Annotated in this window: 20 protein-coding genes; 1 reads left to right on the forward strand and 19 read right to left on the reverse strand. The window is 47.8% G+C overall.

Annotation, left to right across the window (positions count from 1 at the left end; translation table 11 throughout):
* Window positions 1-4 precede the first annotated feature (4 nt).
* The 9 genes from hisS to CA264_RS04620 form a co-directional block, all read right to left on the reverse strand.
* Window positions 5-1,402: a histidine--tRNA ligase gene (hisS, locus tag CA264_RS04580; RefSeq protein WP_025604995.1), complete on the reverse strand. Its 1,398-nt coding sequence runs from the start codon at window positions 1,400-1,402 to the stop codon at window positions 5-7.
* 91 nt (window positions 1,403-1,493) lie between these two features.
* Window positions 1,494-2,879, reverse strand: a complete 1,386-nt coding sequence (locus CA264_RS04585; protein ID WP_237151173.1) for an undecaprenyl-phosphate glucose phosphotransferase — start codon at window positions 2,877-2,879, stop codon at window positions 1,494-1,496.
* 134 nt (window positions 2,880-3,013) lie between these two features.
* Window positions 3,014-4,129 carry a glycosyltransferase family 4 protein gene (locus tag CA264_RS04590; RefSeq protein ID WP_025604997.1) on the reverse strand — a complete coding sequence of 372 codons (1,116 nt, stop codon included), beginning with the start codon at window positions 4,127-4,129 and terminating at the stop codon, window positions 3,014-3,016.
* A gap of 59 nt (window positions 4,130-4,188) precedes the next feature.
* On the reverse strand, window positions 4,189-5,187 hold the full coding sequence (locus tag CA264_RS04595; RefSeq protein WP_162912056.1) for an O-antigen ligase family protein: 999 nt from the start codon (window positions 5,185-5,187) through the stop codon (window positions 4,189-4,191).
* A 270-nt stretch (window positions 5,188-5,457) separates the two neighbouring features.
* Complete coding sequence (locus tag CA264_RS04600) at window positions 5,458-6,564, reverse strand: glycosyltransferase family 4 protein (RefSeq protein ID WP_025605000.1); 1,107 nt, start codon at window positions 6,562-6,564, stop codon at window positions 5,458-5,460.
* Window positions 6,545-7,516 (reverse strand): O-antigen ligase family protein, encoded by a 972-nt coding sequence (locus CA264_RS21770; protein WP_157593642.1) that lies wholly within the window; start codon window positions 7,514-7,516, stop codon window positions 6,545-6,547. The genes CA264_RS04600 and CA264_RS21770 overlap by 20 nt, the downstream gene beginning before the upstream one ends.
* A 338-nt stretch (window positions 7,517-7,854) precedes the next feature.
* Window positions 7,855-8,928 carry a glycosyltransferase family 2 protein gene (locus CA264_RS04610; RefSeq protein WP_025605004.1) on the reverse strand — a complete coding sequence of 358 codons (1,074 nt, stop codon included), beginning with the start codon at window positions 8,926-8,928 and terminating at the stop codon, window positions 7,855-7,857.
* Entirely contained in the window at window positions 8,921-9,781 is an 861-nt protein-coding gene (locus tag CA264_RS04615) for a glycosyltransferase family 2 protein (protein ID WP_036775471.1), read from the reverse strand. The genes CA264_RS04610 and CA264_RS04615 overlap by 8 nt, the downstream gene beginning before the upstream one ends.
* Before the next feature lie 51 nt (window positions 9,782-9,832).
* Complete coding sequence (locus CA264_RS04620; protein WP_025605007.1) at window positions 9,833-11,158, reverse strand: flippase; 1,326 nt, start codon at window positions 11,156-11,158, stop codon at window positions 9,833-9,835.
* Window positions 11,159-11,750: 592 nt separating this feature from the next.
* Here CA264_RS04620 and CA264_RS04625 point away from each other — a divergent pair.
* Window positions 11,751-12,650 carry a hypothetical protein gene (locus tag CA264_RS04625; RefSeq protein ID WP_025605009.1) on the forward strand — a complete coding sequence of 300 codons (900 nt, stop codon included), beginning with the start codon at window positions 11,751-11,753 and terminating at the stop codon, window positions 12,648-12,650.
* A gap of 84 nt (window positions 12,651-12,734) precedes the next feature.
* Here CA264_RS04625 and CA264_RS04630 read toward each other — a convergent pair whose 3' ends face one another.
* The 10 genes from CA264_RS04630 to CA264_RS04675 form a co-directional block, all read right to left on the reverse strand.
* Entirely contained in the window at window positions 12,735-14,285 is a 1,551-nt protein-coding gene (locus CA264_RS04630) for a bifunctional GNAT family N-acetyltransferase/carbon-nitrogen hydrolase family protein (protein ID WP_025605010.1), read from the reverse strand.
* Window positions 14,286-14,452: 167 nt separating this feature from the next.
* Entirely contained in the window at window positions 14,453-15,109 is a 657-nt protein-coding gene (locus CA264_RS04635; protein ID WP_025605011.1) for a 3-oxoacid CoA-transferase subunit B, read from the reverse strand.
* 16 nt (window positions 15,110-15,125) lie between these two features.
* Window positions 15,126-15,824 (reverse strand): CoA transferase subunit A, encoded by a 699-nt coding sequence (locus tag CA264_RS04640; protein ID WP_025605013.1) that lies wholly within the window; start codon window positions 15,822-15,824, stop codon window positions 15,126-15,128.
* Window positions 15,825-16,065: 241 nt separating this feature from the next.
* Window positions 16,066-17,943: a TIGR00341 family protein gene (locus tag CA264_RS04645; protein WP_025605014.1), complete on the reverse strand. Its 1,878-nt coding sequence runs from the start codon at window positions 17,941-17,943 to the stop codon at window positions 16,066-16,068.
* A 194-nt stretch (window positions 17,944-18,137) separates the two neighbouring features.
* The gene (locus CA264_RS04650; RefSeq protein WP_025605016.1) at window positions 18,138-19,070 is read right to left on the reverse strand and encodes a bifunctional riboflavin kinase/FAD synthetase; all 933 of its coding nucleotides are present in this window, start codon (window positions 19,068-19,070) and stop codon (window positions 18,138-18,140) included.
* Window positions 19,054-19,752 (reverse strand): tRNA pseudouridine(55) synthase TruB, encoded by a 699-nt coding sequence (gene truB, locus CA264_RS04655; protein WP_025605017.1) that lies wholly within the window; start codon window positions 19,750-19,752, stop codon window positions 19,054-19,056. The genes CA264_RS04650 and truB overlap by 17 nt, the downstream gene beginning before the upstream one ends.
* A gap of 2 nt (window positions 19,753-19,754) precedes the next feature.
* Window positions 19,755-20,588 carry an undecaprenyl-diphosphate phosphatase gene (locus tag CA264_RS04660; protein WP_025605019.1) on the reverse strand — a complete coding sequence of 278 codons (834 nt, stop codon included), beginning with the start codon at window positions 20,586-20,588 and terminating at the stop codon, window positions 19,755-19,757.
* Window positions 20,589-20,807 (reverse strand): DUF3098 domain-containing protein, encoded by a 219-nt coding sequence (locus CA264_RS04665; protein WP_025605021.1) that lies wholly within the window; start codon window positions 20,805-20,807, stop codon window positions 20,589-20,591. It lies immediately after the preceding gene.
* A 4-nt stretch (window positions 20,808-20,811) separates the two neighbouring features.
* Entirely contained in the window at window positions 20,812-21,708 is an 897-nt protein-coding gene (locus CA264_RS04670) for a cell division protein FtsX (protein WP_025605023.1), read from the reverse strand.
* A 103-nt stretch (window positions 21,709-21,811) separates the two neighbouring features.
* On the reverse strand, window positions 21,812-26,350 hold the full coding sequence (locus CA264_RS04675; protein WP_119570419.1) for a translocation/assembly module TamB domain-containing protein: 4,539 nt from the start codon (window positions 26,348-26,350) through the stop codon (window positions 21,812-21,814).

The raw sequence follows: 26,350 nt of genomic DNA on the forward strand, positions 1-26,350 counted from the left end.
GTGTTTAGGAGTTAAGTTGGGCAATGATTTCGTCGATATGCAGTGCGTGCTGCTCTCCTGTCTTCATATCGCGCAGCTGTAACTTGCCGCTTTTTATTTCCTCTGAACCGATGAGCAGCACAAACGGGATATTCTTCTGGTCCGCGTAACTCATCTGCTTTTTCAGCTTGGCAGCCTCCGGGTAAAGCTCTGAGGCTATACCGGCATCGCGCAGCTTTTGCAGGAGCGGGAGGGAGTACAGCTCTGACTCTTTATCGAACTGAACCATCAGCACCTTCGTGCCTACCTGGCTGCTGCCCGGGAACAGGCCCAGCTCTTCCAGTACGTCATAGATACGGTCCACGCCAAACGAGAAGCCGACACCAGACACACCTGGCATGCCGAACATGCCGGTCAGGTTATCGTAGCGTCCTCCTCCGCTGATGCTGCCCATGCTCACGTTGTTTACCTTCACCTCGAAAATGCAGCCGGTGTAGTAGGAGAGGCCGCGGGCCAGGGTTACATCCAGCATCAGGCGCGGTTGCCCGGATGGATTTTGTGTGGAGAGGGCACCGCTGCCAAGCTGGCTGAGGTACTGCCACACGTCCCGCAGGTCGTTCAGGCCGCGCTGCCCTTCGGCTGTGTTGCCCAGCAGCGACTGTAGCTGCTCCAGCTTTTCCTCGTTTGAGCCCGACAGGTTGTACAGAGGCTCCAGCTTGTTTACGGCTTCCTCCGCAATGCCGCGCTCCAGGAGCTCTTTGCGCACACCCTCCTGGCCGATTTTATCCAGTTTATCGATGGCAACGCAAATGTCTCCTTCACGGCCCTTCTCACCGATAGCCTCGGCTATGCCTGCCAGTACGCCACGGTGGTTTATCTTTATTGTGAAGTCCTTCAGCTCCAACGATGTCAGGACCTCATCTATCATCTGCACGATTTCCGCCTCGCAAAGCAGCGAATTGGTGCCTACCACATCGGCGTCGCACTGGTAAAACTCGCGGTAGCGGCCTTTCTGCGGACGGTCTGCCCGCCATACCGGCTGGATCTGGTACCGCTTGAAGGGGAAATTGATCTCGTTGCGGTTCATCACCACGAAGCGTGCGAAGGGCACGGTGAGGTCGTAGCGCAGCGCTTTCTCTGATATCTTGCGTGTCAGGTGCTTTGCCCCCTGCTCCACGTCCTCTGGTTTTGTTTTGGCAAGGAAGTCGCCGGAGTTCAGGATCTTGAAGATCAACTGGTCGCCCTCGTCGCCATACTTGCCTGTCAGCACCGACAGTTGCTCCATGGCCGGTGTTTCCAGCGGCAGGTAGCCGAACTTTTCGAAGGTGCGCTTTATAACGCCAAAAATATAGTTGCGCTTGACCACGACTGCCGGGCCAAAGTCACGGGTTCCTTTCGGTATAGATGGTTTCTCTTTGCTCATGCTTTTGCAGGTTTCCCCGCGAAGTTACTAAAAGTGAAGCAAAGGTGGGAGGGAGAGGCGAACAGAGTTCGGCTAAGTTAGCCGGATTAGGCTAAAAGGCGTGTTTATCTCCTTTGATAACGTTATATACGGTATAGAAGATGATTTTCAGGTCCAAATAGAAAGACCAATTTTCTAGATAAAAAATATCTAACCTTATACGGCCCCGTACCTGATATGTCTCTGTTGTGTCACCTCGGTATCCTCTAACCTGTGACAAACCAGTAATGCCGGGTTTAACGAAGTGCCTCACTTTATACTTTTCTGCCACCATTGCATATTCTTCATCAGCTTTTAGCATATGCGGTCGTGGGCCAACAATGGACATTTGGCCTAAAAGCACATTAAAGAACTGAGGTAGTTCGTCCAGACTCGTCTTCCGCAGGAACGCACCAATGGGGGTAATGCGGGAGTCCCCTCTTTTTGCAAGTTGTGAATTGGAACGCGTGTTTACATACATCGTTCTCAGCTTAAAGCAGTAGAAGGGCTTATTATCCAGACCTGAACGTACTTGTTTAAAAAGCACAGGCCCTTTTGAGTTAAGCTTGATAAGAAGTGCTAGCACAGGCAATAGCCATGAAAGGAGCAGAGTGATTATTGTAAGAGAAAATACGATGTCGAATGATCTTTTGAAAAATTGATTTATCGCGTCGTCCAACGGGATGCTTCGCACTATCAAAACAGGTAAGATATCGTAAAAATCAATTTTGAACTGCTGGTGTGTGTAACTTCCTGGCTCGGGCAAAAACTTCACGCGCAACAAATTATTATCAGCGAAATTTATGAGCCAGGAAGTTTCCTCTCTTGTTAGGTCAAATGGACAGCAGTACACTTCATCAACTTCGTTTTTCTTTACAAATTCTTCTATGTCACTTATTTTTCCGATATACTGACGATCATTCGTGTCAGTGTTATTGTGGAAAGAGCCTAGAAACTTATAGCCAAACTCAGGATGTGCCTTAAAAAAGTGCTTTAGCTCCTGAGCCATCTCATTATGTCCTGCTATAATCACCTTGCGAAGATTATAGCCTTCTCGCCTGTAGATTCGTAGCGCTGTAGTAACTGAGATTCGCCAGAGTACGATGAGGCCGACTAGGACACAGTAATGGTAAACAAGTGTGTGCCTTTCAATAAATTGGGTGCCGGAAATATTAAGGCCTGCTTCAAGCAAAACAACGTATAGAAGTAGTGCCTTTAATGCCGTTACCACAACCCGAATTCGGGTCGTGGTACGGTAAATATGATATGTGCCAAGTAAGACGGTACAAATAAACCATCCTAGTAGCGAACATAGTAATGAAATAAGGTAAGAAGGTTGCTCCTTTGTGGAATCCAGTGCAAAAGCGGCACCTATGGAGATAGCGATTGCCGCAACATCTCCTATGATGTGGATCAGCTTTATATATTTTGAATAACGGACAGGCATAAGCTTTGTCATTTAAGACAGGCTCAAAGATAACAAGTTCCTTTGGAGGGTTCTATAAAAGGTGTAGATTAAAACTTTGTGACAGATGGTGCTTATCTGAGATAGCGATAGTGCTAACCACTAAAGGTGTATCGGTGGCTCTTGCGCTAAGATGCATGCTCTTCTACAAATGCTTTTATATTAGCTTTGAAAGTAGCTGAACTGAACCTTTCTGCATGTTGCCTAATAACTGATGGTGAAAACTCTGGGAGGCGAGACTCGAACTCTATTATGGCATTTATAAGTGACGTCACGTGCTGTTCCCGATACAGAACTCCTGTAACCCCTTCTACTACTGTCTCGCATGCGCCTCCTTTACCGAAAGCAATCACTGGTGTGCCACAGGCCTGAGCCTCTACGGGAATAATACCAAAGTCCTCTTCTGCAGCAAAAACAAAGGCGCGGGCACGCTGCATATGATCTTTCAGTACCTCAAAAGGTTGATATCCCATAAATTCAATGTTGTTAGTAATTTTGGACTTAATCTTTTTTGCGTCCGGGCCATCACCAATTATAATTAGCTTTTTATCAGGCTGCTTTGCAAAAGCCTCGACAATCAAGTCCACCTTTTTATAAGGTACTAGTCTGGAAGCTGTAAGGTAAAAGTCTTCTTTTTTTGTAGACACAGAGAAGTTCTCAACATCAACTGGCGGGTAAATGACACTGGCCTCTCGATTATAGACCTTTTTTATACGACGTGCAATGTAGCCCGAGTTAGCAATATAATGATCAGGTCTGTTGGCAGTGGTATAGTCCCACATCCTTACATAGTGCAACATAGACTTTGCTATGAAACCTTTTAGTCCTTTTGCTAATCCTGACTCCCGCAGGTACTGGTGATACAAATCCCAGGCATAACGAATAGGGGAGTGGCAATAGCAGATATGTACCTGCCCAGCATGAGTGATTACACCTTTCGCCACTGCATGGCTGCTTGATATTACTACATCATAAGCTGAAACATCCAACTGTTCTATAGCTAAAGGCATTAGGGCTAGGTAGTTTCTGTAGTGCTTCCGCGCGAATGGTAGCTTCTGAATAAAGGTAGTAGTTGCCTTTTTATGGAGAATGTGGTTACGTAGGTGGTCAGGCATAAAATCGATCACAGAGAAAAGGTCAGCTCCTGGATATACCTGTAGTAGTTGCTCTACTACGCGCTCGGACCCAGCGTATTCTACAAACCACTCGTGTACTATGGCGATTTTGAAAGGTGCTTTTTGCATCAACGTTAAGTGAGAGAACTACTAAAGGTGTAAAATTAAAAGGAGGACGGGAGCCGTTTTCAAGAAAAGGAGCTTTCAAACTGTACTTCGCGTTCTCTGAATGCAAGAACGCCCGCAATGAATGCAAATAGAACTACTCCTTTTTGCGAATTAAAAACACTTTCTGTTGTACCACAAAGAATGTAGAGCAAAACAAAGGCAGTGAGCAGATAAGAACTATTTCTTAGCGAAGTAAAGAGAAGGTAAAGCAGACATACTGTATACACTAAAATACCCATAACGCCTAATGCGAGAAACATTTGAATGTACTGGTTGTGAGGATCTAGCCGGTTCTTTGCTTCACTACTGAGCCCCATTCTACTGTACTGTACAGCAAGCCGATCTTTTGTATCACCAGGTCCTACACCTATAAAAGGGGTGTCTTTTATCAATTCAAATCCAGCACGCCAAAGCTGTTGCCGCTGTGTTATACCAGTTCCTCCTTCCAGTTTCCTTCTCAAATATGGTGTGTTGAAGTACAGTGAACAAATCAAAATAGAAGACAAACTCAATACTAAGCCAGCTTGGCTGTATCTCTTTTTTGAAAAGAAGTAAGCAATGCTTCCGATAAGCAAAATAATGGTGCCTGATACGAGTGCAGTACGGGAAGATAAAAGAACGTTGAAAGTAAAAAAGAAGAAAATTGTAACCAACCCTAAGAGGATTTTCCAAGTTTGGCCATTATTTACCTCTTTAAGAATCCAATGGGCAAGAATGAATATACTAAGCATAACATACATGCTGAAGTAGGGGGCATGAAAGTTGATTTGCTTGGGTAAATGGAAAGAAAAATATACCCAATCAATCTGAAGTGGCTGATTAGGTTGTCTGTACATGTCCAAAAAATAGATTTTGTAAAAGATCATGAAAAGACTGCTTACTGCGGCAATAAAACAGGCAAGTACAAAAATAAATAAATAGCGATTTTTAGCACGGCCTTGTGAAAACAGACTGTGAAGGATTGGGGGAAGTAACAGCAACGAAACCTTCAATTCTAATTCCGAAAATGCAGCTTGCATATTTGTACTATACAAGAGGCCAACTATGTACAAGGAGTATAAGAGGATGTATAATTGATACAACTTGAATTTCAGCAATGACTTAAGGTCAGATAATGCACGACCGCTAACAATCCATAATAATGCAGAAATTATAAGGAACAAAGAATTTATTTGTATTTTAAAAGGCATAGTCAAGATGAACCCGATTATACCAAAATCTAGAAGCTGACTATTACTTAGTTTGTATCCCTTCTTTGTGATTAACATCTGTGTTTGCTTTAAAACAACCTATAAGTTTGCCTCTAAAACTTGTTTAAAAGTAGCAGTGTGTTTCTCTGCTGATTTTTGCCAAGAATAAGATTTAATTCTACTGTAACCTTTTGTAACCAATATTTCTCTCTCGGCTATTGAAGTAAGAACACATTTAAGTCTATCGGCGAGAGATTCATGGTCTAGTGGGTCAAAATACATAGCAGCATCCCCACATATTTCGGGTATACTGGCAGCTGTCGACGCAATCACAGGGCAACCGCTGGCCATTGCTTCTAAAGAAGGGAGGCCAAACCCTTCGTAAACGGAGGGGACAACCAGAGCAACGGCATTTTGATAAAGTTGTGGTAAAAGATCCTCTTCAACAAAGCCTGTGAAGACTACACCCTCGTTGAGAATGGTATTTTGCTTCAACAACGTAGCAATTTGGTTATCAGATGTGATAAACCCTTCTTTTTTACCAACAATTAATAATTTACAGCTAACGTCATATTGTTGTATTTGCGAGTATGCTTTTAGTAGCGTTACCAAGTTCTTATGAGGCTTAACGTTGCCTACATATAAAATATATTTGGAAGCTTGCTTGTTCAACAGTTTATGGCTGATCTGGCGTTTTTCTGAAAACTTTTCAGTGTCTACTCCATTATGGATTGTAAAAATTGATTCGCTGCTGGCTTGAGTGTATCTGACAATCTCACTTTTAGAGAACTCAGAGACTGTGATAAGTTTATTAGAAAGTTTAACAGCAGCTCGAATGAAAAAATTTGCATACGCCTTTTGTGGCAACGTAAGGGTATGCTGGTAGGCTAAGTGATATACATCATGTATAGTTGTTACACGTTTGCGCGCAGCTATAGGTAATAGTGGGATGTTATAATGAGGAGACCAGAAAAGGTCACACTTTGGTATTTTTCTTGCGAGTTGTAGCTGCTCCTTAATGGAGTAAATTGGAGCTGAGGCTATTATTACATTTGTGCCTGGTGAATTACAGTATAGTTTTAAATCTTTCTCATCACCAAGCAAAGTCAACTTGAACTCCTTGGAGATAATAGGAAGGAGGTTTTTAAGATACACACCTATCCCAGATGCGTTTATCATCCTAGCATCAATAACGAGATGTGGCATTTTGGCTCTTTTTTACAATTATGTATTGTGCTATCAAAGTACCGAAAATAAGCCAATAACTTATGTAGTTGGCTCTTCCTGCGAATCCAGAATTTAAGAAGCTGGCAGCAAAGAAATATGCACTGACAGCCACAAAGGCCATACAAAGCTTTTTCAATAGCAGGTCTTCTGTTCTATAAAATGAGGTAAGCGCAAATAATGGGCAGATAAAATGGAACAAAACATAGAGTAGCCCTAACGGAACCCCGTTTTCAAGCATTACCTGAAACCAATAACCATCAGTTATGATTTTTTTTGACGGGTCTCCGCTGGCTCCCTGAGAACCAACACCTGCGCCAGCTATAGGGTGCTCTTTGAGATATAGCACAGCGTTTTTAATTTGGGTAATGTGTTCGTTTGTAGATCCTTGGGTGCTCGCTTCTTTGCCCGTAAGCCTTTGAACTAAGAAGGAGTTCTTATTTAGGTAAAAGCCTATAGAGACTATGGTTGATAGCGTTAATATGATACACACTATCTTGATTGTAAAAAGTAACGTGGGTCTAGCATACTTTAGGAAGACACACACAAGGACTACTATTACTAAACCTACAATTGAGGCTCTAGTAAACGTAAGTAAGTTAGCTAAACCAATCATAAAGATAATGAACAGGTGTGTTCTTTTACGATGGTAGAGGTACCTAGTAAGATAGAATGCAAACAAGACCAGTGTAAAGCTTGCATAAATTATCGTATTTCCAAGGAGAGCTGTTGGTCGAACTATATCTGTGTTATAGAAGCCAAAGACGGACTCCCCCCTAAGAACTAGTAATGAGTCTGGTAACTTCGAGGACAAGAAAAACTGTACAAAAGAGAAGACAGTAAGACAAAGCCCTAAATGTAAAAATAGCTTTAGTATATCAGTAACTGAAGAAGTTCTTTTGAAAAAAAGTGGAATATACAATAAGGGAGCCATATAAAATAAGTTATTACGTACTCCTAGAAACCCTTCTGTTATTGGCGTAGAATCTATTAAAAAAAGTTTGATAGTGGAAAGAAGTAGTAGCAGTAGCCAGAATATCAGAAAGTAAAAATATACTTTATTGATTCTCAGTTTTATATAGTAGCCAGCTATAAGTTTAAACGATAAGTGTAAAAGCAAGAGTACTACCAATAAATCTATTAGTAATGTTCCTGAGTTTATTTGTGTTACAGATAAAAAATTTGTGATAAATCCACTATATAAAAGCCCGAAGATTAGTAGCTTTATTATATAAGTGGAGACTACTACCCTTCTCCTAAGGGCTGGCAAGGCTAGTCTATCTGAGCTTTCCAAAGCGTATTTTTTTTGAAAGATTTAAAAGCTTTCAGAATCAAAGGTATTCTGCTGAACTGCTTTCTTCGAACCCTGTTAGCAGCAACAGCTATTAGGCTTAAGTAGACTGGATATAAGAACCTAGGGTAATACTTCTTTGTGATAATCAACCTGTTGCGGATGCTATAAAAGTCTGATAATTCACTCTTATTATTGTTCTCTTTTGTGCTTCCGCCAATTGCAGCCCCTTCTTTATGGTAAATGTTGGCTTTTAAGCAAATGTCAATCTTAAAATTTTTTGCAGCGCCTCTTTTAACCCAGTCTATTTCTTCAAAATACAAAAAGTAAGCCTCAGACATAAGGCCTACTTCTTTGACAAATTCCGCAGAGACGAACATGGAGGCTCCTACTACATAGTCATCATCTTCTATTTTAAGATTATCAAATGTGGTACAGGAGGCTTTGTTTAATCCTATATGTTCGGTGCTAGCAGTAAATGGTTTATATCTTCCCAAAATCGCCTGAATGAGATTAGGGGTATGGTAATACAATAATTTTGAACCCAACATGCCTAGCTGCTCCTTTTTAGACTTTGAAACCTCAAACCTTGCTACCATGTGAGTGAGAGATTCCTGCTCTACAACTGTATCATTGTTCAGGAGCCAGATGTAGTCGGCATTGTGAGCAAGTGCAAGTTTGCAGCCTAAATTGTTACCTCCGGCGAAGCCAAGGTTTTTCTTTGATTCTATCAGAAGTAACCTTTTCTCAATTGAATTTAGGGTATGTATACTTTCAGAATCTGCATGTATATAGGAAATTGGTTTGCTGATAGGGGATGAAGAAATAGGGGTTGATGTATAGAATTGCTCATCATACGAAACCGACAACAGCCCTTCTGCCCAATTTTTTAAATATGTAACAGAATTATTCTTTGAATCATTGTCTACCACCACCACTTTATAATTGTGGTAAGACAGCTTAAAGAGACTCTCAAGGCACTCTGCCGTATCCTGCCAATTTTTATAGTTAACCAAAATGATGTAAACCAGAGGTTCTCCTGTAGCTTTAACCATTGTACTTCCCAAACTTGTTGCTATAAAAGTCCTTGTATCCTTGAACAACACTTTTAACTTTACTTACCTTGTTTTTTTCGAAAAGGATAATCTTAACAAGCTCTCTGATATTGTTAGTACTTTCATTCCTATAATACTGAGGAAATCGTGACTTAAACTCTTTTAATACAGCTAAACGGTTTCGTGTTATATAATACCTTCTTAAAAAGTTGTGATGGGAAGCATTTACTTGATAACCCAAAAAGGAGTGACTTTTAGATTCACCAAGCTTATGATAAAGGATAACTTTGTTATTCTTTATTACTTTGTAATTGCTCAATTTGAGGCGTAAGCAATACTCATGGTCGACATAGTCAATAAAGAAGTCTTCTCGGAAAGGCCCTACTTCTTTAAAAGCACACATGTTTAGTAAATTGCCAGAAGTGATAACTACATCAACTTCTTGTATATTGTTCTGGTCTAGCTCTGAAGAGTCTGTTTCAAGAATATATTTGGGTGCAATAATACCTATTCTCTCTTTTGGAATTTTAGCACATACCTCCAATAGTGTAGGTACCATGCCTTCACTGGCTTGGCTATCCTGGTCCATTGTAAGTAGCCAGTCAAATCCTTCCTCAAACGCTCTTGAAGCAGCAACATTTAAGGCTTTGGCTATACCCTGGTTATTTTCAAGATGATGATACTCTACTTTTGAAAAGCTTTTCTTTAATTTAAGCAACAACTTTTCTGATGGAACCTCAGAGTTATCAACCACATATAGCTTGTCTAAGCTGTTATAGTAGGTTGATATATTATCAAACACATCTGCTTCAGGGTTATAAAGGACAACAACGCCAGCGATATTTGATATCATGGAATATTTATTTATGATTTGTTTCTACGTTCAGGGTACACGTTTTGTGGCTTATAACTTTGCTCCTTTCATAGGAGCCTTATTTAGAAAGAAAGTGTAGTGAGGGTGCTTTCTATGTAGAGCATAATACAAAAGGCCTGTGCTTATAGTTTCCGTTATCATAATGCTAGAGGCTGTACCCACGGCTTTAAAATGGTATGTTAAGGTGAAGTTTAACGCCACGTTGATGACGGCTCCAATTGATAGTACTACAGTATATAAATTGTTAAGCTTGTATGCTAGCATTGTTTGACTAGCTGGAATATTCAAAGCAGCCATAAATGGTCCAAAGCAAATAATTCTTAGAACTAAAGCCGCTTCACTTATATACTTTCCGGCTATAAATAGTACAATATGATCTGCAAAGGCAAAGACTATTAGAGACAGTGGTATGAACACCAGCATTATGGCTTTTAATAATTTGTGCAGGAAATTAGCCAACGCCTCAAATGACTCCTGAGCAAGAATACATACTCTAGGATAAACTACCTGATATAAGATTGCGGCGAAAGTTCGCATAATCTGAAATACCTTTTCTGCAATACTATAGTATCCTATAATAAGCGGACTGGCGAAAATACCCAGAATAACAATGTTGGTGTTATTAGAAACAGAAATAATGATAGTTGCAAAAAAGATACTCCAAGCATCTACCAGCTGTCTTCTAATTCGAGTAAGCGAAGGGAAAGAGAACTGCAGACCAAATTTTCTGAAAACGATAATTAAGCTTATTACACCTCCAACAACTAAGCTTACTCCATTTATTAGGTTTATATAAAGGTAATCCTGTGGCTCACTTATAAAAACAAAAATTCCAGACGCGTATAAAGCTCTGTTTAGGATGTTAATGTAGGTGATATACTTCATCTGCTCTATTCCTTGATAAAACCAAGTAGGCTGTAGAAGCTGCCCTAAAACAATAGTAAAGCTGAACAGTGTTAGCAACCAATATTCTTTAAAGCTTGGGAATAGTAGAAAAGAACTGGAAAGAATTAAAAAGGATAGGAGCAATAGAACAAATTTAGTAGCGATCACCTCAGAAAAGATGTTGGAGACTCTGGTTATGTTCTTTCTGTTGACTGAGATGTCCTTGGTCGCAGATAAATTGAATCCATAGTCTGTTAGCACAACAAAGTAAAGCATAATGGTCTGCAAAAGAGTGATAATGCCAAACCGTTCTACTCCTATAACTCGCACTATGTATGGGAATGTAATGATAGACAATAAAAAATTGGCTCCTTGAATCAATCCAAGAGAAAAGAAGTTTTCAAGCAAAGGCCTGTATTCACTTGTAGCAAAAGTGCTGATCTTATTAAGTATGTTTCTAAGAAAGCTCAACTAATATTCCTGTTAATCTTTTATGACTTCAGTTCTCACACGGGCAGTACTTGATTCGTTGCGTACACAAGTCTTCTTCACTGCAGTTGGGTACAATCAACAAAGCTAATTGATTAATGTCAATTGTGTCTATCCAAACTGTTACAACATTGCTTTATTTTCTCGCGACCTCAAACATTCTCCTAAGAATAACAGAACTATATAAATCTTTTTGCAGCAAGCTAGCTTCAACTTTTTTGTGTTACTGAAACGAAATTATTGTCGTCGATATGGGTATTTTAGAAGTGCTTTAGGCAGGAACTTATGTAGTCTCAAAGCGGGGACGCAGTTACTCGATTCTTAAACTTGTCATCTGCGGCAAAGGTAATATTTTACTCCTCATTTTGATAAATTTAAAAATAGATTCTAACTACATTTGTCCTTAATCTTCAAAACATGGAGGAACAAGTTACTGCTGCTTTATTCATCTGTAGAGTGGGTTTGACGGTCATCACTTTGAGATTCCTTGACTAGCACAGCTGCTCACCTTCTTCAGTCGCCTCTACTTTTATGGATTTAACTATAGGTATTTATATTATATATTAATGTTGTAATGCAGAACAAACTAAAAGAAGAATGGTCTTATTCGCATGATGAGGTAGACCTTAGGTTGGTACTTGATAGAATCAGTAGAGGCTTCAAAGCGTTTTCAAAGAATGTAAAGTTTGTGCTAAGGGTGATGATTAGGAGGGCTTTGCTGCTTGTTCTGTTTGTATTGGTTGGTATTGGGATTGGCTACTCTATTTACAAAACAGCTAAACCTTACTACACTTCTTCCATGACGTTGGTTTTAGCTGAGATCCGAAACCAGTTTGTCGAGAACCAATTTAAAAGGCTTTCTGTAATGGTTGAGGAGGATAATAATGAAGCAGTGGCCAGGGAACTTGATATTACGGTTGATGCTGCCATGCAAATTAAAGAGCTAGAATTCTTTAACTTAGACCAGGAGAGAATTGCAGAAGATAGTGTCTTGATTGGCTCACCGTTTGAGGTTCAGGTGTCCATGTACAGTAACGAGCTTTTTAAGGTTGTAGGGCCAGCGCTTGTAACCTACCTTGAGAATAATCCATACTTTGCTAGCAAGAAAAATGTTAGACAACGGGAAATTGAAGGAAAGATTGCCAAATTGAAAGAGTCTATTGCTTCTATAGATAGTATAAAGACCACTGTAGTTTCGCCTACTGGGCCTGTAAACGGGTTTGTGTATGGTCAGCCAATCGATCCTACAAATCTTTATAGAGAGGGGTTAGAAATGTATGAGCAACAGGCTGAACTAGAAGCTGAGCTAGATCTACTTAATAACATACAAATTGTAAACAGCTTTACTCCCCGCCTAAGACCAACAGGCCCTAATTTGATAAAATACTTAGCTGTTGGTGGGGGCATTGCTTTTGTTATTGGAGTCATTGTCGCTGTTAACTTAGAACGCAGGCGAAGGAACAAGCTCATTTAATCGAGCTAAATTTATCTTCTCTAAAGAACAAGGCCGCTGCTATAGTATAGCAGCGGCCTTGTTCTTTAGAAATAGACTGTTAACTTACTCATCCTTCCTCGTCACCCAGCTCAGGTTGTAGAGGTCTTTTCGGCGATCCTTCAGGTTGCGTACACTACCTGCGGTGTTCAGGTCCTTGAGCAGGTCCAGGTCCAGGTCGGCTATCAGTGTCATCTCCGTGTTTGGGGTGGCTTCGGCAATCACCGCGTCGTGCGGGAAGGCGAAGTCAGAAGGGGAGAAGACGGCTGACTGCGAGTACTGAATGTCCATATTCTCTACCCGCGGCAGGTTGCCTACGCTACCGGTTATGGCGACGTAGCACTCATTCTCGATGGCGCGGGCCTGGGAGCAGAGTCGCACACGCAGGTACGCGTTCTTTGTGTCCGTCCAGAAAGGAACGAAGAGTATCTTCATGTCCATGTCGGATAACATACGTGCCAGTTCCGGGAACTCTACGTCATAGCAGATCAGGATGCCTATTTTGCCGATGTCGGTATCAAATATTTTAAGCTTGTGGCCTCCGCGCATACCCCAGTAATGCGACTCATCCGGCGTTACATGCAGTTTGTACTGCGCATCGTAGGTGCCGTCGCGGCGGCAGAGGTAGCTTACGTTGTACAGTTTGTTGTCGTAATACTCCGGCATGCTGCCCGCAATAATGTTAATGTTGTAGGACAGGGCCAGCTGCACCATGCGTTCGCGAATCTCCTCGGTGTATTCGGCCATACTTCGGATGGCTTCAGAAGGAGACTCCTCGTTGGTGAGCGCCATCAGCGGTGCGTTGAAGAACTCCGGGAACATCACGATGTCGGATTTGTAAGAGCTGACGGTGTCTACGAAGAACTCCACCTGCTGCATAAAGTCGTCCAGGTCCTTTACGGCGCGCATCTGCCACTGCACAATGCCAATGCGAACCACTGTTTTCTTGCCGCCAATCAGCTTTTCCTTCTCTTCAAAGTATACGTTGATCCACTCCAGCAGCGTCGCGTAGGCCTTCGAATCCTTATCGTCAGGCAGGTAGCCTTTCAGAATGCGGCGCACGTGGAAGCCGTTGCTTAGCTGAAATGAAAGCACCGGGTCAGAAAGCTCCTTGTTGCGCACCATTTCGATGTATTTGGCTGGCGTGAGCTTGTTAGCGTAGTCTTTGTAGCCAGGTATGCGGCCGCCGGCAATAATGCCGCGCAGGTTCAGCTTCTCGCAGATTTCCTTGCGGGCATCGTAGAGGCGGCGACCCAGGCGCAGGTTTCGGTATTCCGGGTGCACAAATACGTCGATGCCGTACAAGGTATCGCCTTCAGGGTCGTGGGTTTTAAAGGAGCCCTTGTCTATAATCTGGTCATAAGTATGCTTGTCGCCATACTCATCGTAGTCAATCACAAGGCTCAGCGCAGCGGCAACCACTTTGCCATTGTCCTCAATACAAATCTGCCCTTCCGGGAATTTCTTGAGGAGGTTAGAGAACTCTTTGCGGGTCCAGGCCCCGTCAATGCTGGAGTAAACGATCTCCATAATCTCCTTCACCTCCCTGTAATCCTTCAGCTCCAGCTGGCGGAGCAGCAATCTATGTTCAAAGCTAGTTTCTTCTTCTTCACTCATTAGTTATGGGTAGTTTTTTAAACGCTATATGTTGTATACGAGAGGATAGTATAGGAATGGTATAATATACCCGCACCTCCAGATAGTACAAAGATACAGCTGATAAAAGAAACAAAAAAGCGCAGGCAAAACGGCTGCGCTTTTCCGGTCAGCGTCAGGGGGGTAGGTTAGGCTTCTATCTCCGGTACCTCGCCCTCCACAAGCAACTTGCCCGCGGTCGCCGCCTTTATATCTTCAACAGACACTCCCGGGGCGCGCTCCAGCAGCTTAAAGCCGCCTTCTACCACCTCCAGCACTGCCAGGTCTGTCACGATCTTCTTTACGCAGTGAATCCCCGTAATCGGTAGTGTGCACTCCGGAAGGAGTTTTGACGAACCGTCGCGGGCCGTGTGCTGCATGGCCACGATGATATTCTTAGCCGAGGCAACCAGGTCCATGGCGCCGCCCATGCCTTTTACCATTTTGCCCGGTATCTTCCAGTTTGCGATATCACCGTTCTCAGATACTTCCATGGCGCCAAGAATCGTCAGGTCCACGTGCTCTCCGCGGATCATGCCAAAGCTCTCGGCAGAGTTGAAGATAGAGGAGCCGGGAAGCGTGGTGATCGTCTGTTTGCCGGCGTTGATCATGTCGGCGTCCACCTGCTCCTCGGTTGGGAAGGGGCCCATGCCCAGCAGGCCATTCTCCGACTGCAGCACCACCTCAATGCCGTCCGGAATGTAGTTGGCCACCAGCGTCGGAATGCCGATGCCCAGGTTCACATACATGCCGTTTTTTACTTCTTTTGCGATGCGTTTCGCTATGCCGTGTTTATCTAAAGCCATCGTTTCGTTGTTTGGGTTAAGCAGTTCTTACCGTTCGTTGCTCAATGCGTTTCTCGTACTTCTCGCCCTGGAAGATGCGCTGCACATAGATGCCCGGGGTATGAATCATGTTCGGGTCCAGCTCTCCGGCAGGCACCAGTTCTTCTACCTCGGCCACGGTAATTTTGCCTGCGGCAGCCATCATCGGGTTAAAGTTACGGGCAGTGCCTTTGTAGATGAGGTTACCCGCCGTGTCGCCCTTCCAGGCCTTCACGAAGGAGAAGTCTGCTTTCAGCCAGCTTTCCATCAGGTACATTTTGCCGTTGAACTCGCGACTTTCCTTGCCTTCGCCTACCTCAGTTCCGTAGCCGGCAGGGGTAAAGAAGGCCGGTATACCTGCGCCGCCGGCACGGATGCGCTCTGCCAGCGTCCCTTGCGGGATCAGCTCTACTTCCAGTTCCCCGCTGAGCAGCTGGCGCTCAAACTCAGCGTTCTCGCCCACATAGCTCGAGATCATCTTCTTTACCTGGTGCTGCTGTAGCAATAAGCCAATGCCAAAGTCATCCACACCTGCGTTATTCGAGATGCAGGTAAGGTCCTTCACGCCCAGGCGAAGCAGTTCCTGGATGGCGTTCTCAGGGATGCCGCACAGTCCGAAGCCGCCCAGCATCAGGGTCATGCCACTCTGTACGCCCTGTAGCGCTTCCTGTGCATTTTTAACAGTTTTATTTATCATAGTACGGTGTTGTGGTAGTGATATAGTGCCGGTGGCGGAGCAGACTCCCGGCCACGGGCCATTTTTATGCTTGTAGGTAAGTTAGATAGAAAAATAGCCATATAAAAGTACGGCTTTCCCTTTTTCGGTTGAAACGGCGGAAAGGTTAGGCCAGTTTCAGCGGTAGCCTACACCAAGACCAACAGGCGCTGCCGCGGCTCCAGCGTACAACGGCAGCAGCGCCCACAGGGAGGCCTGTGCGTTAGCGGCGCAGACTGATAATGACCTCGAGTTCTACTTCCTGGTGTAGCTTTGCCTGCACTACTTCTTTGATATAGTCGAGGTCCTGCGCAGATACTGGTTCCTCTGCCAAAAGCCTCACACTGAGTACTACAGGTTTGGTGCCCTGCAGTACTGCTACGTCCTTGATGGTAATGTCTCCCACATGGTAGCCCTCCAGGGAGTTTACGATGCTCCTGTCGCGCAGCATTGAGGAAAAGCCAAACCACAGCGGCACGCTCACCAGCAACACCAGCAGCAGCGAAACAAGCAAGCCTTTGCGGGCAAGGTGAAAGGGGCTGAAGCCGAGGACCATAAAGGTGACAATGCCCGCCAGCACAATGCCTGTAAGGTTGGTGATGAAGAGTAGCAGCGCTCCTGTAAAGACAGACCAGTCGCCCCAGCCTATACCTATGCCCGAAACCGCCAGCGGCGGGACCAGGGCAACAGCAATCGCCACGCCGGCAAGCGTTTTGGCAACGTCTTCCCGGGCGTGGGCATAAGCACCCGCAACCCCGGAGACCAGGGCAATGCCCAGATCAAGCAGGTTAGGCTTAATTCTGCCCACAATTTCCGGGTTCATCGCGTGCAGCGGCGACATAAGGGTCAGCAGGACGGCGGCCAGGTAGCTAAGCAGCAGCCCCAGGCCGATCGTTTTTACGCTGTTGAGCACCAGTTTCTTATCCTGCCGTAGCACACCCATCGACAGGGAGATGATAGGGGCCATAAGCGGGGCCAGGATCATGGCTCCAATAATTACCGGTGAGGAGTTAGAGAACAAGCCAAGGGACGCCAGCAGCGTCGAGAGCACCATGAGGGTGAGAAACGACTTGGACACCTGTGCATTCTGCCGAAGGACGTTGAACAGGTCCCGGAATTCTTCGGTGGAGGCGTGGCTGATGAAAGAAAGTGGCTTGGCAACTATCTCTTTCAAGTATGCCTCGCCTTTCGGCAGCCTGTCGACCCGGTACATTTCTGTAGGCTCGCCCGCCTGGTTTTCTTCCTCCAACGGCCTTGTCGGTATGAGCTTGAAAGCATTCGGGCACACCTCCAGCTCAATGCTTCGGGCGCTCATCAGCACGTTATCGTGGGAGTAGTCCAGGGGTGCGGGACTATCTATCGTGATGGCTTTGGCTTTAATGTGGCCAACGAAGGAGGGAAGGCGGTTTGCGTTTTTCCTGGCGAATAAAGAGGAAACGTAGAAGCGGAGCAGCTCCAGCACACTGCGCGGAGCCAGCACCAGGACATGCAGCCTTCCGTCGTTGGTGTAGGAGAGCTTTGACAGTGTCCGGGCGAGAATGGAGTTCTTTGCGTGCAGAACGGCCACCACGCCCACCGCCGCCGTCTGCAAAGGGGGCTTCTCATCCGAGGTGAGGGTGAAGTGCCTGGGCATGATACTGCTGCTCTGCCTAAACGTGCTCACAACCTTCTCCATCAGTGAGGCAACACCGCTTTTGGAGAGGCTTCCCGTCATTAAGCTCAGGCTGCTGCCTATAACCACTTTGTTAAACACGGGGCGGCCGTTGCAGAGAAGGAGGTCGGAGCCGACAGCTTTCGTGGCTCCTTCAACTGCGGCAACGGCTTGTGCCAAATCGCTCTCCAGGCCCAGTCCTTGGGTCGCCTCGGCCATGTGGGGGTGGGGGAGAAAGCTAAAGGTACACCCTTGGCCCATCAGCACGGAGACCAGCTTTACCAGGGCGTCATCACTCAGGTAGGTAACAACTGTGCTCTCCGGAAACTGGTAGGAGTGGTTAGGGAAAAAAGGCTCTAGCTTTACAGTGGAGGCGTTAAACAAAGGTACCAGCTGTGTCTGTACCGTTTGCTCATCCTGCAAATCATAGACTAATATTAGCTCCTTCATGTTTGGGTAAGCAGTTTTCAGGGTCAGGCTATCTACAGTGCTTGAGGCTAAATATTCCTGTGAAAGTATGGGCTCCCCTTGTAGGGAGTAAGGAAGCTATACGGCTATATGGGTAAAGGGGCTGCTGAAAGAGGGTTGCCCTGCGGTATAAAAGCAAAAGCTCAGCTACCTGCGGGAGAGTAGCTGAGCTTTTTTTAGTGGTGGGCCAAGGCCTGCTCTGTGGCTTGCCTGTCTTTTACCAACTGTGCCTGCAGGGCTTCGAGGCCCTCGAACTTTCGCTCTTTGCGCAACTGGTCCACAAACTCGACCGTCATTGTTTTACCGTAGAGGTCACCGGTAAAATCCAGCAGGTGCACCTCCAGCGTCAACTCTTTGCCATCCACTGTAGGGCGGAGGCCAATGTTCATCATTGCCGCGTGCCGCTCTCCGCCAACTTTTGCCCATACGGCATACACCCCATTTCCGGGGATGAGCTTGTGTGCGGGAGGCATGGCCATGTTGGCCGTAGGGAAGCCAATGGTGCGGCCCAGCTTTTTCCCTTCTTCCACTTCGGAGGTGATGCTGTAGTGGCGTCCAAGGTAACGGTTAGCCGTCTCAATGTCGCCGCTCTCCAGAGCCCGGCGGATTTTTGTGGAGCTCACGCCGATGTCATCCACATCCTGGCGCGGAATTTCCTCCACCTCAAAGCCGTACTGTGCCGAACGGGCCTTCAGGTGCTCAAAGCTGCCCTCCCGGTTCTTGCCGAAGCGGTGGTCATAGCCAATAACCAGCACTTTGGTGTTAATGGCGCGTACCAGTATGTCGGTAATAAAGCTGCGGGACGAGGTGCGGGAAAACTCTTTGGTGAAGGGGATAATCAGCAGGTAATCTATGCCAAAGCTCCGCAGCTGCTCAATTCGCTCTTCTATGGTAGACAGCAGCTTCAGGTTGTTATCCTCCGGAAACAGCACAAGGCGGGGGTGGGGCCAGTAGGTGATCACCACGCTTTGGCCATCACTCTGGCGCGCGCGCTCTATTACGCGGCGCAGAATCTTCTGGTGGCCCACGTGCACGCCGTCAAAGGTGCCGCTTGTTACCACAGCATGGCTCAGCTGCGGAAAGTCAGCTATATCACGAACTACTTCCATCCGCTTCCTCCAGCTGCTTTTTCCTGATTGCCACGATGTCTTCAATGGTGAGTGCATCCTCCAGCTTATACTCCCCGATGCGGGTACGCTCCAACTTGGAAAGGTGCCCGCCAACGCCCAGCTTCTGGCCCAGGTCATGCGCTAGGCTGCGTATGTAGGTGCCTTTGCTGCATACTACCTTAAAGGCAACTTCAGGGCCGTTGATACTGGTGATTTCGAAGGCGTGTATGGTAACGGCACGCGGCTTCAGCTCTACCTCCTTGCCTTTGCGGGCGAGGTCATAGGCGCGTTTGCCATCTATCTGCACCGCAGAGTAGATAGGCGGAATCTGCTCAATCGCCCCCACAAAGGTATGGGCGGCGGCTTTGATGTCCTCTGCTGTCAGGTGCGTGATGTCGCGTGTTTCGGTTACCTCGGTTTCGCGGTCGTAGGAAGGGGTGACTTCCCCCAAGCGTATAATCCCGGTGTATTCCTTCTCCTGCCCCTGAATTTCATCGATGCGCTTCGTGAATTTGCCAGTGCAAAGTATAAGCAGCCCGGAGGCCAAGGGGTCCAGTGTGCCGGCGTGGCCTACTTTCTTCACGCGGATGGTGTTGCGAACTTTCTTCACCACGTCGAAGGAGGTCCAGTCGAGTGGCTTGTTTATAAGTAGTATTTCGCCAGCGGCAAAATCGTATTGCATAGTTATACGGTTAAGTCTACGCCGAGCGCCAGCAGGGCCAGCAGGGTAATTCCCAGCGCAATTCTGTAATAGCCAAACATTTTGAAGCCGTACTTGGTCAGGAAGTTGATAAAGAAGCGGATAGCGAACATTGCCACGATAAAGGCCACTATGTTGCCAATCAGCAGCAGCTTCAGGTCATCCTGGTTAAGTACTTCAAAGCTGTTCTGAATTTTTACGAGATCAAATTTAAGGAGGTCAGATATTTCCAGCTTTAGCAGGTCTTTGATGAGCTTGTAAGTAGCTGCCGCCAGCATGGTTGGCACAGCCAGGAAGAAAGAGAACTCGGCCGCGGCTTTCCTGTTTACACCCTGCGACAGGCCCCCGATAATAGAGGCTGCTGAGCGCGACACCCCCGGTATCATGGCAATGCACTGGAAGAAACCAATTACAAGGGCGTTCTTATAGGTCACCTTTTCGCTGGTGGCGTTGCTGAACCATTTATCCACGAAAAGCAGAACCACACCACCCACCATCAGCATCACCGCAGTCACGGCTACGCTTTCGAGCATGGCGTCGATCAGGTCCATCAGAGCGAAGCCTATCACAATGGCGGGGATAAAGGCCAGCAGCAGCTTCTTGTAAAAATCGATGCCCTGCATAAAGCGGCGCCAGTACAGCACCACCACCGACAGGATGGCCCCAAACTGAATGTTTACCTCGAAAATCTTTGTAATGGGGAGCTCGTTGATGCCCATCAGGCTGGAGGCGATAATCATGTGCCCGGTAGAGGATACCGGTAAGAACTCCGTTAAACCTTCAATAATGGCTAATATAATAGCCTGCCATACACTCATCTACTCTTCTGATTTATCCTTGGCCATGATGGCGAAAAATTCAACGGCAAATCCTGCCAACACTACAAGCGGGCCCAGGGTTATGCCCAGGAAACCAAGTCCATAGAGCTCATCGTCCAGGGTCATGATAAAAAAGCCAATTGCCAGCAGGGCGATCCCCACCAGCATCAGGACGTAGTTCTTCTTGCCGAACGCAAGTCTGTTTTTGTTATCCTCCATTGTTTTAGTAAAGTTCGTCTAAAGACATGCGCAGGTACTTGCGCACGGAGCGGTAAGAGCTCAGGAAGCCGATGATAAGGCCAATCACCACCAGCGCGCCCATCAGAATGTACGTTTGCTCATCGTTGCGCAGCAGCTGCAACTCGGTAATTTCTGTGTAGGCATACTGCATGAGCACAAACAGCAGCACCGAAGCCAGGATGCCGCTCACCACGCCTTGCCAGGCAGCACGGTTCAGGAACGGGCGCTGGATAAAGAACGAAGTTGCTCCCACTAATTGCATACTTCTTATTAAAAAGCGCTGGGAATATAACGCAAGCTTAATCGTGTTGTTGATCAGGATGGTAACCACCAGCACCAGTATGGCGGCAAAGCCGATCAGGATGATACTGATTTTCTGAATGTTGGCGTTGATGGACTCGATCAGGCTCTCCACGTACTGCACCTCGTGCACCCCGTCAATTTCCTCCAGGTCCAGCTTTATACTTTTAAGCATGGCGGAGCTGGAGTGGTCGGCGTCTATGCGAAGGGTGTAGGCGTCGCGCAGGGGGTTCTCCCCCAGAAAGGCCATGAAGTCTTCGCCTGTCTCATCCAGGAAGGCTTTGGCGCCTTCCTCTTTGGAGATGTAGCGCACCTGGGCCGTGTCGTTTTGATAGGCAACGTACTCCTTGGCGGCAAAGGTTTTCTTTAGGCGCACCAGTTGCACCTGTGTCAGGTTACGGTCCAGGTACACCTGCATTTCGATGCTCTCCTTCACCTTCTCCGACAGCTTGCCTGCGTGTATCAACAGTAAGCCAAACAGGCCGATGACAAAGAGGGCCACCGTAATGCTGAACACCACCATGAGATGCGGATAGCTGCCTAGTTTTTTCTTCTTAACGTGTTTTACTTTCGTTGCCATACCTTATACCTTCCATCACAAAATTAGAAATATATTTAACAAATGTGCAGGCGGTAAACCCAAAGGCACGAAAAAAGCCCGCCGGTGAAGGGCGGGCTGTACTTTATAGTTCAAGGCGCGGGTCGGAGTCAAGGATGATGCGTTCGCGCTCCATCTCCAGCCGCTGCCGGCGGCGCTCCCGCTTTTCGCTGCCGAAAAGCTCCCGGAGGTTGTCAAAGCGCTTGGTATGGAGCACACTTATACTTTGGCTCTGGGTGATGCGGCCCGTGTAAATGTTTGGCGTGGAGTTGTACTCAAGCCGCGCACGCAGCTCGCCCGACTGCGAAATGTAGTAATCCAGCAGCCAGTCGCCGACGTAGGAGTTGCCCTGCGCATTTTCTGCCGTGTTGCCAAAGCCCGTTTCGTTCGTTACCCGTAGCCGGCCCTGGAAGAAGGAATAGCTCAGGCGCACCTGCAGCGATGCCAGCGCGTCCTGGCCGATGTTGCCAAGGCCAATGTCTATCTCCAGGTTGCTGTCGATGCTGTTAAACAGGTTGTTGAGCTGGCCGGACAACAAGCTGCCCAGGCTGCCGCCAACGGCCCCGGCACCCACGCTGCTGTCAAAGGCCAGCGTACCCTGTGGCGAGAGGCGCTGCAGCACCAGGAGGCTGAACACCTGCCGGTTCAGCTCGCTCTCATCACTCTTGATGGAGTTGATGAGGGAGTACATCTGTGTCTGAACCTGCTGGGGGAGCTGGTCAAAACTTAGCCCCAGCTGTATCTGCGGTGCCAGGAGCGGACCCTCCAACTCAATGACAGCCGTTACCGGGTAGCGCCCGGAAATCTCTGTCTGCACGAGGCGGTCAAAAGACGCCATTTGGGTGTAGTGGGCGGTAATATCCATTATGCCCGCCGTTGGATCGCCGTTCCAGGTAATGGTGCCGCCGGGTACTACCTTAAACTCCCGGGTTACCAGGCCCTCCAGCAGGTTCAGGTTATAAGCGCCCTGCGTAATCTCAAAGGTGCCATACATGTTAAAGTCGCCCCGGGTGTCGATCGTCATCTGGATGTCGCCGTTGCCGGAGCCGCGGATCACGTCGCCGGTGGTGCGGTCGATGATGATTTCGAAATAGGCGTCGTCGGTTACATCGAGGTTAAAGTCGAGGTTGATGCCCGAGAGGTCTACCTTTTCATCCTCCACGGCCACTTCCACCCCCGTGCTGTCGCGGTTGTTGTGGTTCACAAACTTGATAAAGTCTTTGCGCGATACCGTCGTCTGGTAGTCCAGGGGTAGTACGATGCGCGTGTTCTCCTCGCTGCGGGCGTCTACGTTCACCTGCAGGTTCTCAGCGGGGCCCAATACGCTGGCTGTGCCTGTGGCAAAGGCAGTGCCGTAAAAGAGCTCGTTTTGCTCCTCGGTGGTGTTCAGCACCATAAAGTTGCGGTAGCGCGCCTCCAGGTCGATCACCATGTTCTGGAACCCGTCGTGGGCGATACCTCCGCTCACGGTGGCTTTGTTGCCATAGAGGTCCTGTAGCTGGGCATTGCGGAAGCTGATGCTGTTTGGCCCGAAGTAGATGCGGTCGCTGAAGCGATAGGTGGTGTTCAGGTAGTCAAAGGTGAACTGTCCGTTTGAAACCATGACCGATCCTTTCAGCACAGGGTAATCGAGGCTGCCCAGTACCCGGATACGCCCCTCCATGTCGCCGTCCAGGTTAGAGAAAAGCCCGCGCAACACCGGTTCTACCAGTTTCAGGTTGGCCTTGTCCATTACGGCCAGCAGGTCCAGCTGCTCTTCCTCTGCCTGCGGGTAATAGTTGCCGGAGAGCGAAAGGACCTTCATGTTGTTGCGCTCGATACCCACGTCTACCGTCGCCTGGGCGCGTGCCTTGCTCCAGTCGGTTTTGCCAGCGATGTTGCCGATGTACACCTGGTCCAGGTAAAAGGAGTCAACCTGCATGGCGCCGCTTACCTTGGCGTTGTTGTAGATGTCCTGCGCCACCAGCTCCGCCGTTACCTCTCCGGCAATCTTCATGGAGAGCAGCGGGTTCAGGTTGTTGAGGTTAAAGTTCTCCACGTTCAGCACCAGCCTGCTGTCCGGGTCCCGGGATACCGTTCCTTCCGCCCGAATCACCTGGTTCTGGTTAACGAGCGCAAAGTTCTCGAACTCCAGCTGTTGCCCTCCCTCGCTTATATAGATGGTGTTGCCCGGCACAAAGGCCCAGGGGTTCTGCTGCAGCGTGATGTTTGACTCATCGAACACGACCTGCACCTGGTTCTGAAGGAAGTTCAGGTCACCGGTAATCAGGGCGCGGTTGTTTTGCTCCGGCTGCCGCAGGCTGGTCGCAAACTGTATGGTGCGCTCGCTCCAGATGCCCTCCACAAAAAAGTCTTGGGTGTTGCCGGCGCTTGGCAGTTCCTGCCGCTGCGAGGTAAACAGGGCGGATGCCAGCACATCGGGGTTTTGCTGTAGCTTTGAGGTGTTCAGTTCAATGGCGTTGCCATAGAGCGCATAGTCCTGGTATTGGATCGTGTCTATCGCTGCGTAAAGCTCCAGTATGGCCGTGCTGCTGTGGCGGAAGGAGCCCTCCACGGTGGCGGAATCCGAAATGCTCAGCTCCGGGAGAAACAGGTCGAGGAGAGGGTTCGCGTGCTTTAGCTGCATGCTGTAGGTTACGGCGTAGTCATTTACAGCTGTGTTTGGCTTACGGCTGTAGTAGGCTGCAGTAGCGGCAGGGTCGCTTTCGAAGTTTAGCTTGTACTCCTGAACCAGCGCCTGCAGGTCGGCAATAAGGGTCGTGTAGTCAAAGTTGCCGTTTACGCGCAGCGCCAGCAGGTCAGACGACAAGTACAGGCTTCGCTCGTTCTCCGTGATATCCGAGCGAATCAGCACGGAGTCCAGCGGCAGGCGGTTCCCCTGGTAGCTGACGTACGCACTGTCGAACTGGGCGGTTCCCTCGAACTCGTCAAGCTTGAGGCCCTTAAAGTTCAGGTTCGCCTCTGCACTGATAATAAGCGGCTCCTGGGTCAGCTGAAGCGCCTGCAGGTCTACGCGCTCCAGGTCTGCCACCATGTTAAAAGCCTTCCGCTGCTCCGCCAGGTTCACCTCGCCGTTTGCCGTAAAAATAAGGTTTGGGTCGTTGATGGATACTTCCCCAGTGAAAACCTGCCTGTTAAGGATGCCGTCCGCTTTGATGTTCTGGTAGTTATAGCCCATTAGCTGCAGCTGCTCCACATTAACGTTTGCCTTCACGTTGGCGCTGCTCAGGGTAAAGCCGGAACCTTCGAGGCGGCCGCTCATCGAGATCGTCTTCACCTGGTCCTCGATAGCCAGCAGGCGGCCCAGGTTAAAGCCCCTTGTGGTTACAAAGCCGCTGTAAGAAGAGGTGCGGGTGTTGTCGTCTATTTTTAGGTTGATGTCAGATTTTAGGTTGCCCAGTGCTGTCGCAAAGTCGCCGTTGGCAACAAAGTCGTTGTAAAAGCCCAGAAACCTGCCTTCGAGTTTCACGGTGCCCAGGCGGGCGGCAATCTCATACGCCTCCTGAGGCAGGAACTGCTTGATGTCGCGGGCATTGATGGTGGAGGGCTTCAGGCGCAGGTTGGCGAAGGTTTCTTCTGCGTTTGGTAAGCCGTCGGCGGAAACGCTGCCAACAATGTGCGTGTGCTCTCCATAGGCCAGGTCCACGTCCGTGGCGGCAAAGTCTTTCACCTTGCCCTTCAGGTTGAGGGAGTTTACCTGCAGGTTCTCGTTATACTCGCGCAGCTGGGGGGCAAACACAGCAATGTCCTGCGAGTACACTTTGGAGTGCTGCAGGTCGGCTGTCATCGTGACACTGTCTATAAACTCTGTGAAGTTGCTGAAGGTGTTATAGTCGAAGCGTACGTAGTGCTGCAGGTTACTTTTGTTTATCTGCAGGTCCAGGGCGTCCCACTCCCAAAAGGTTGCGGCATAGGTCATGCGGGTGTCCAGGTTGTGGAGCCGCGTGTTGGAGCGCGTCTCCACCGCCTGCAGGTCCATCACACTCACGCTGATCGTGTCCTCCAACTGTATCTCATTAAACCTGCCGTTAAGCCCGGTGATGGAGAGGTGGCTGTAGTCCATGCCAAAGTCTGTGCGCGGGTCGTTAAAGTCGTCGTAGGTAAACTGCCCGTCTTTGATGATCAGCTCACCCAACTGGAAGTTGAACGGCTCGGCAGGCTTGGTGGTGTCCTTCACGAAGAGATCACCAAGGGCATTGAAAAAGCTGCTGAGGTTTAAGGTGTCGCTGCCGGCGTACTGCACCAGGTTAGCCCGGGGCTCCTGCAGCTCAAGGCTGCTTATCGTCAGCGTGTTCAGGTTAAAGATGGAGAAAGCGTCGATCTCCGCCTCTGCACGGCCGATGTAGAACAACTCCTTGTTCCGGTTGTCCTGCACCTGCAGCCGCTCCAGCACGACGTTGCTGAAGAACTCAATATCCACCCGCCCAATGGTTACTTCATGTTTGGTGGCTTCAGATAGGTAGGTTGCCACTCGTTGCGCTACCTTTGTTTGCACCGCTGGGAAGCGGATGGCAACAAAAACGGCGGCAAACAGCAGTAAAAGAAACAGGAACAGCCCCAAAACTATTTTTAGAATAGCTTTTCCTATAACTTTGAAGTAATTTGTTGACTGTTCTTTTTCCAA

The sequence above is a fragment of the Pontibacter actiniarum genome, assembly GCF_003585765.1.
Classification (GTDB): domain Bacteria; phylum Bacteroidota; class Bacteroidia; order Cytophagales; family Hymenobacteraceae; genus Pontibacter; species Pontibacter actiniarum.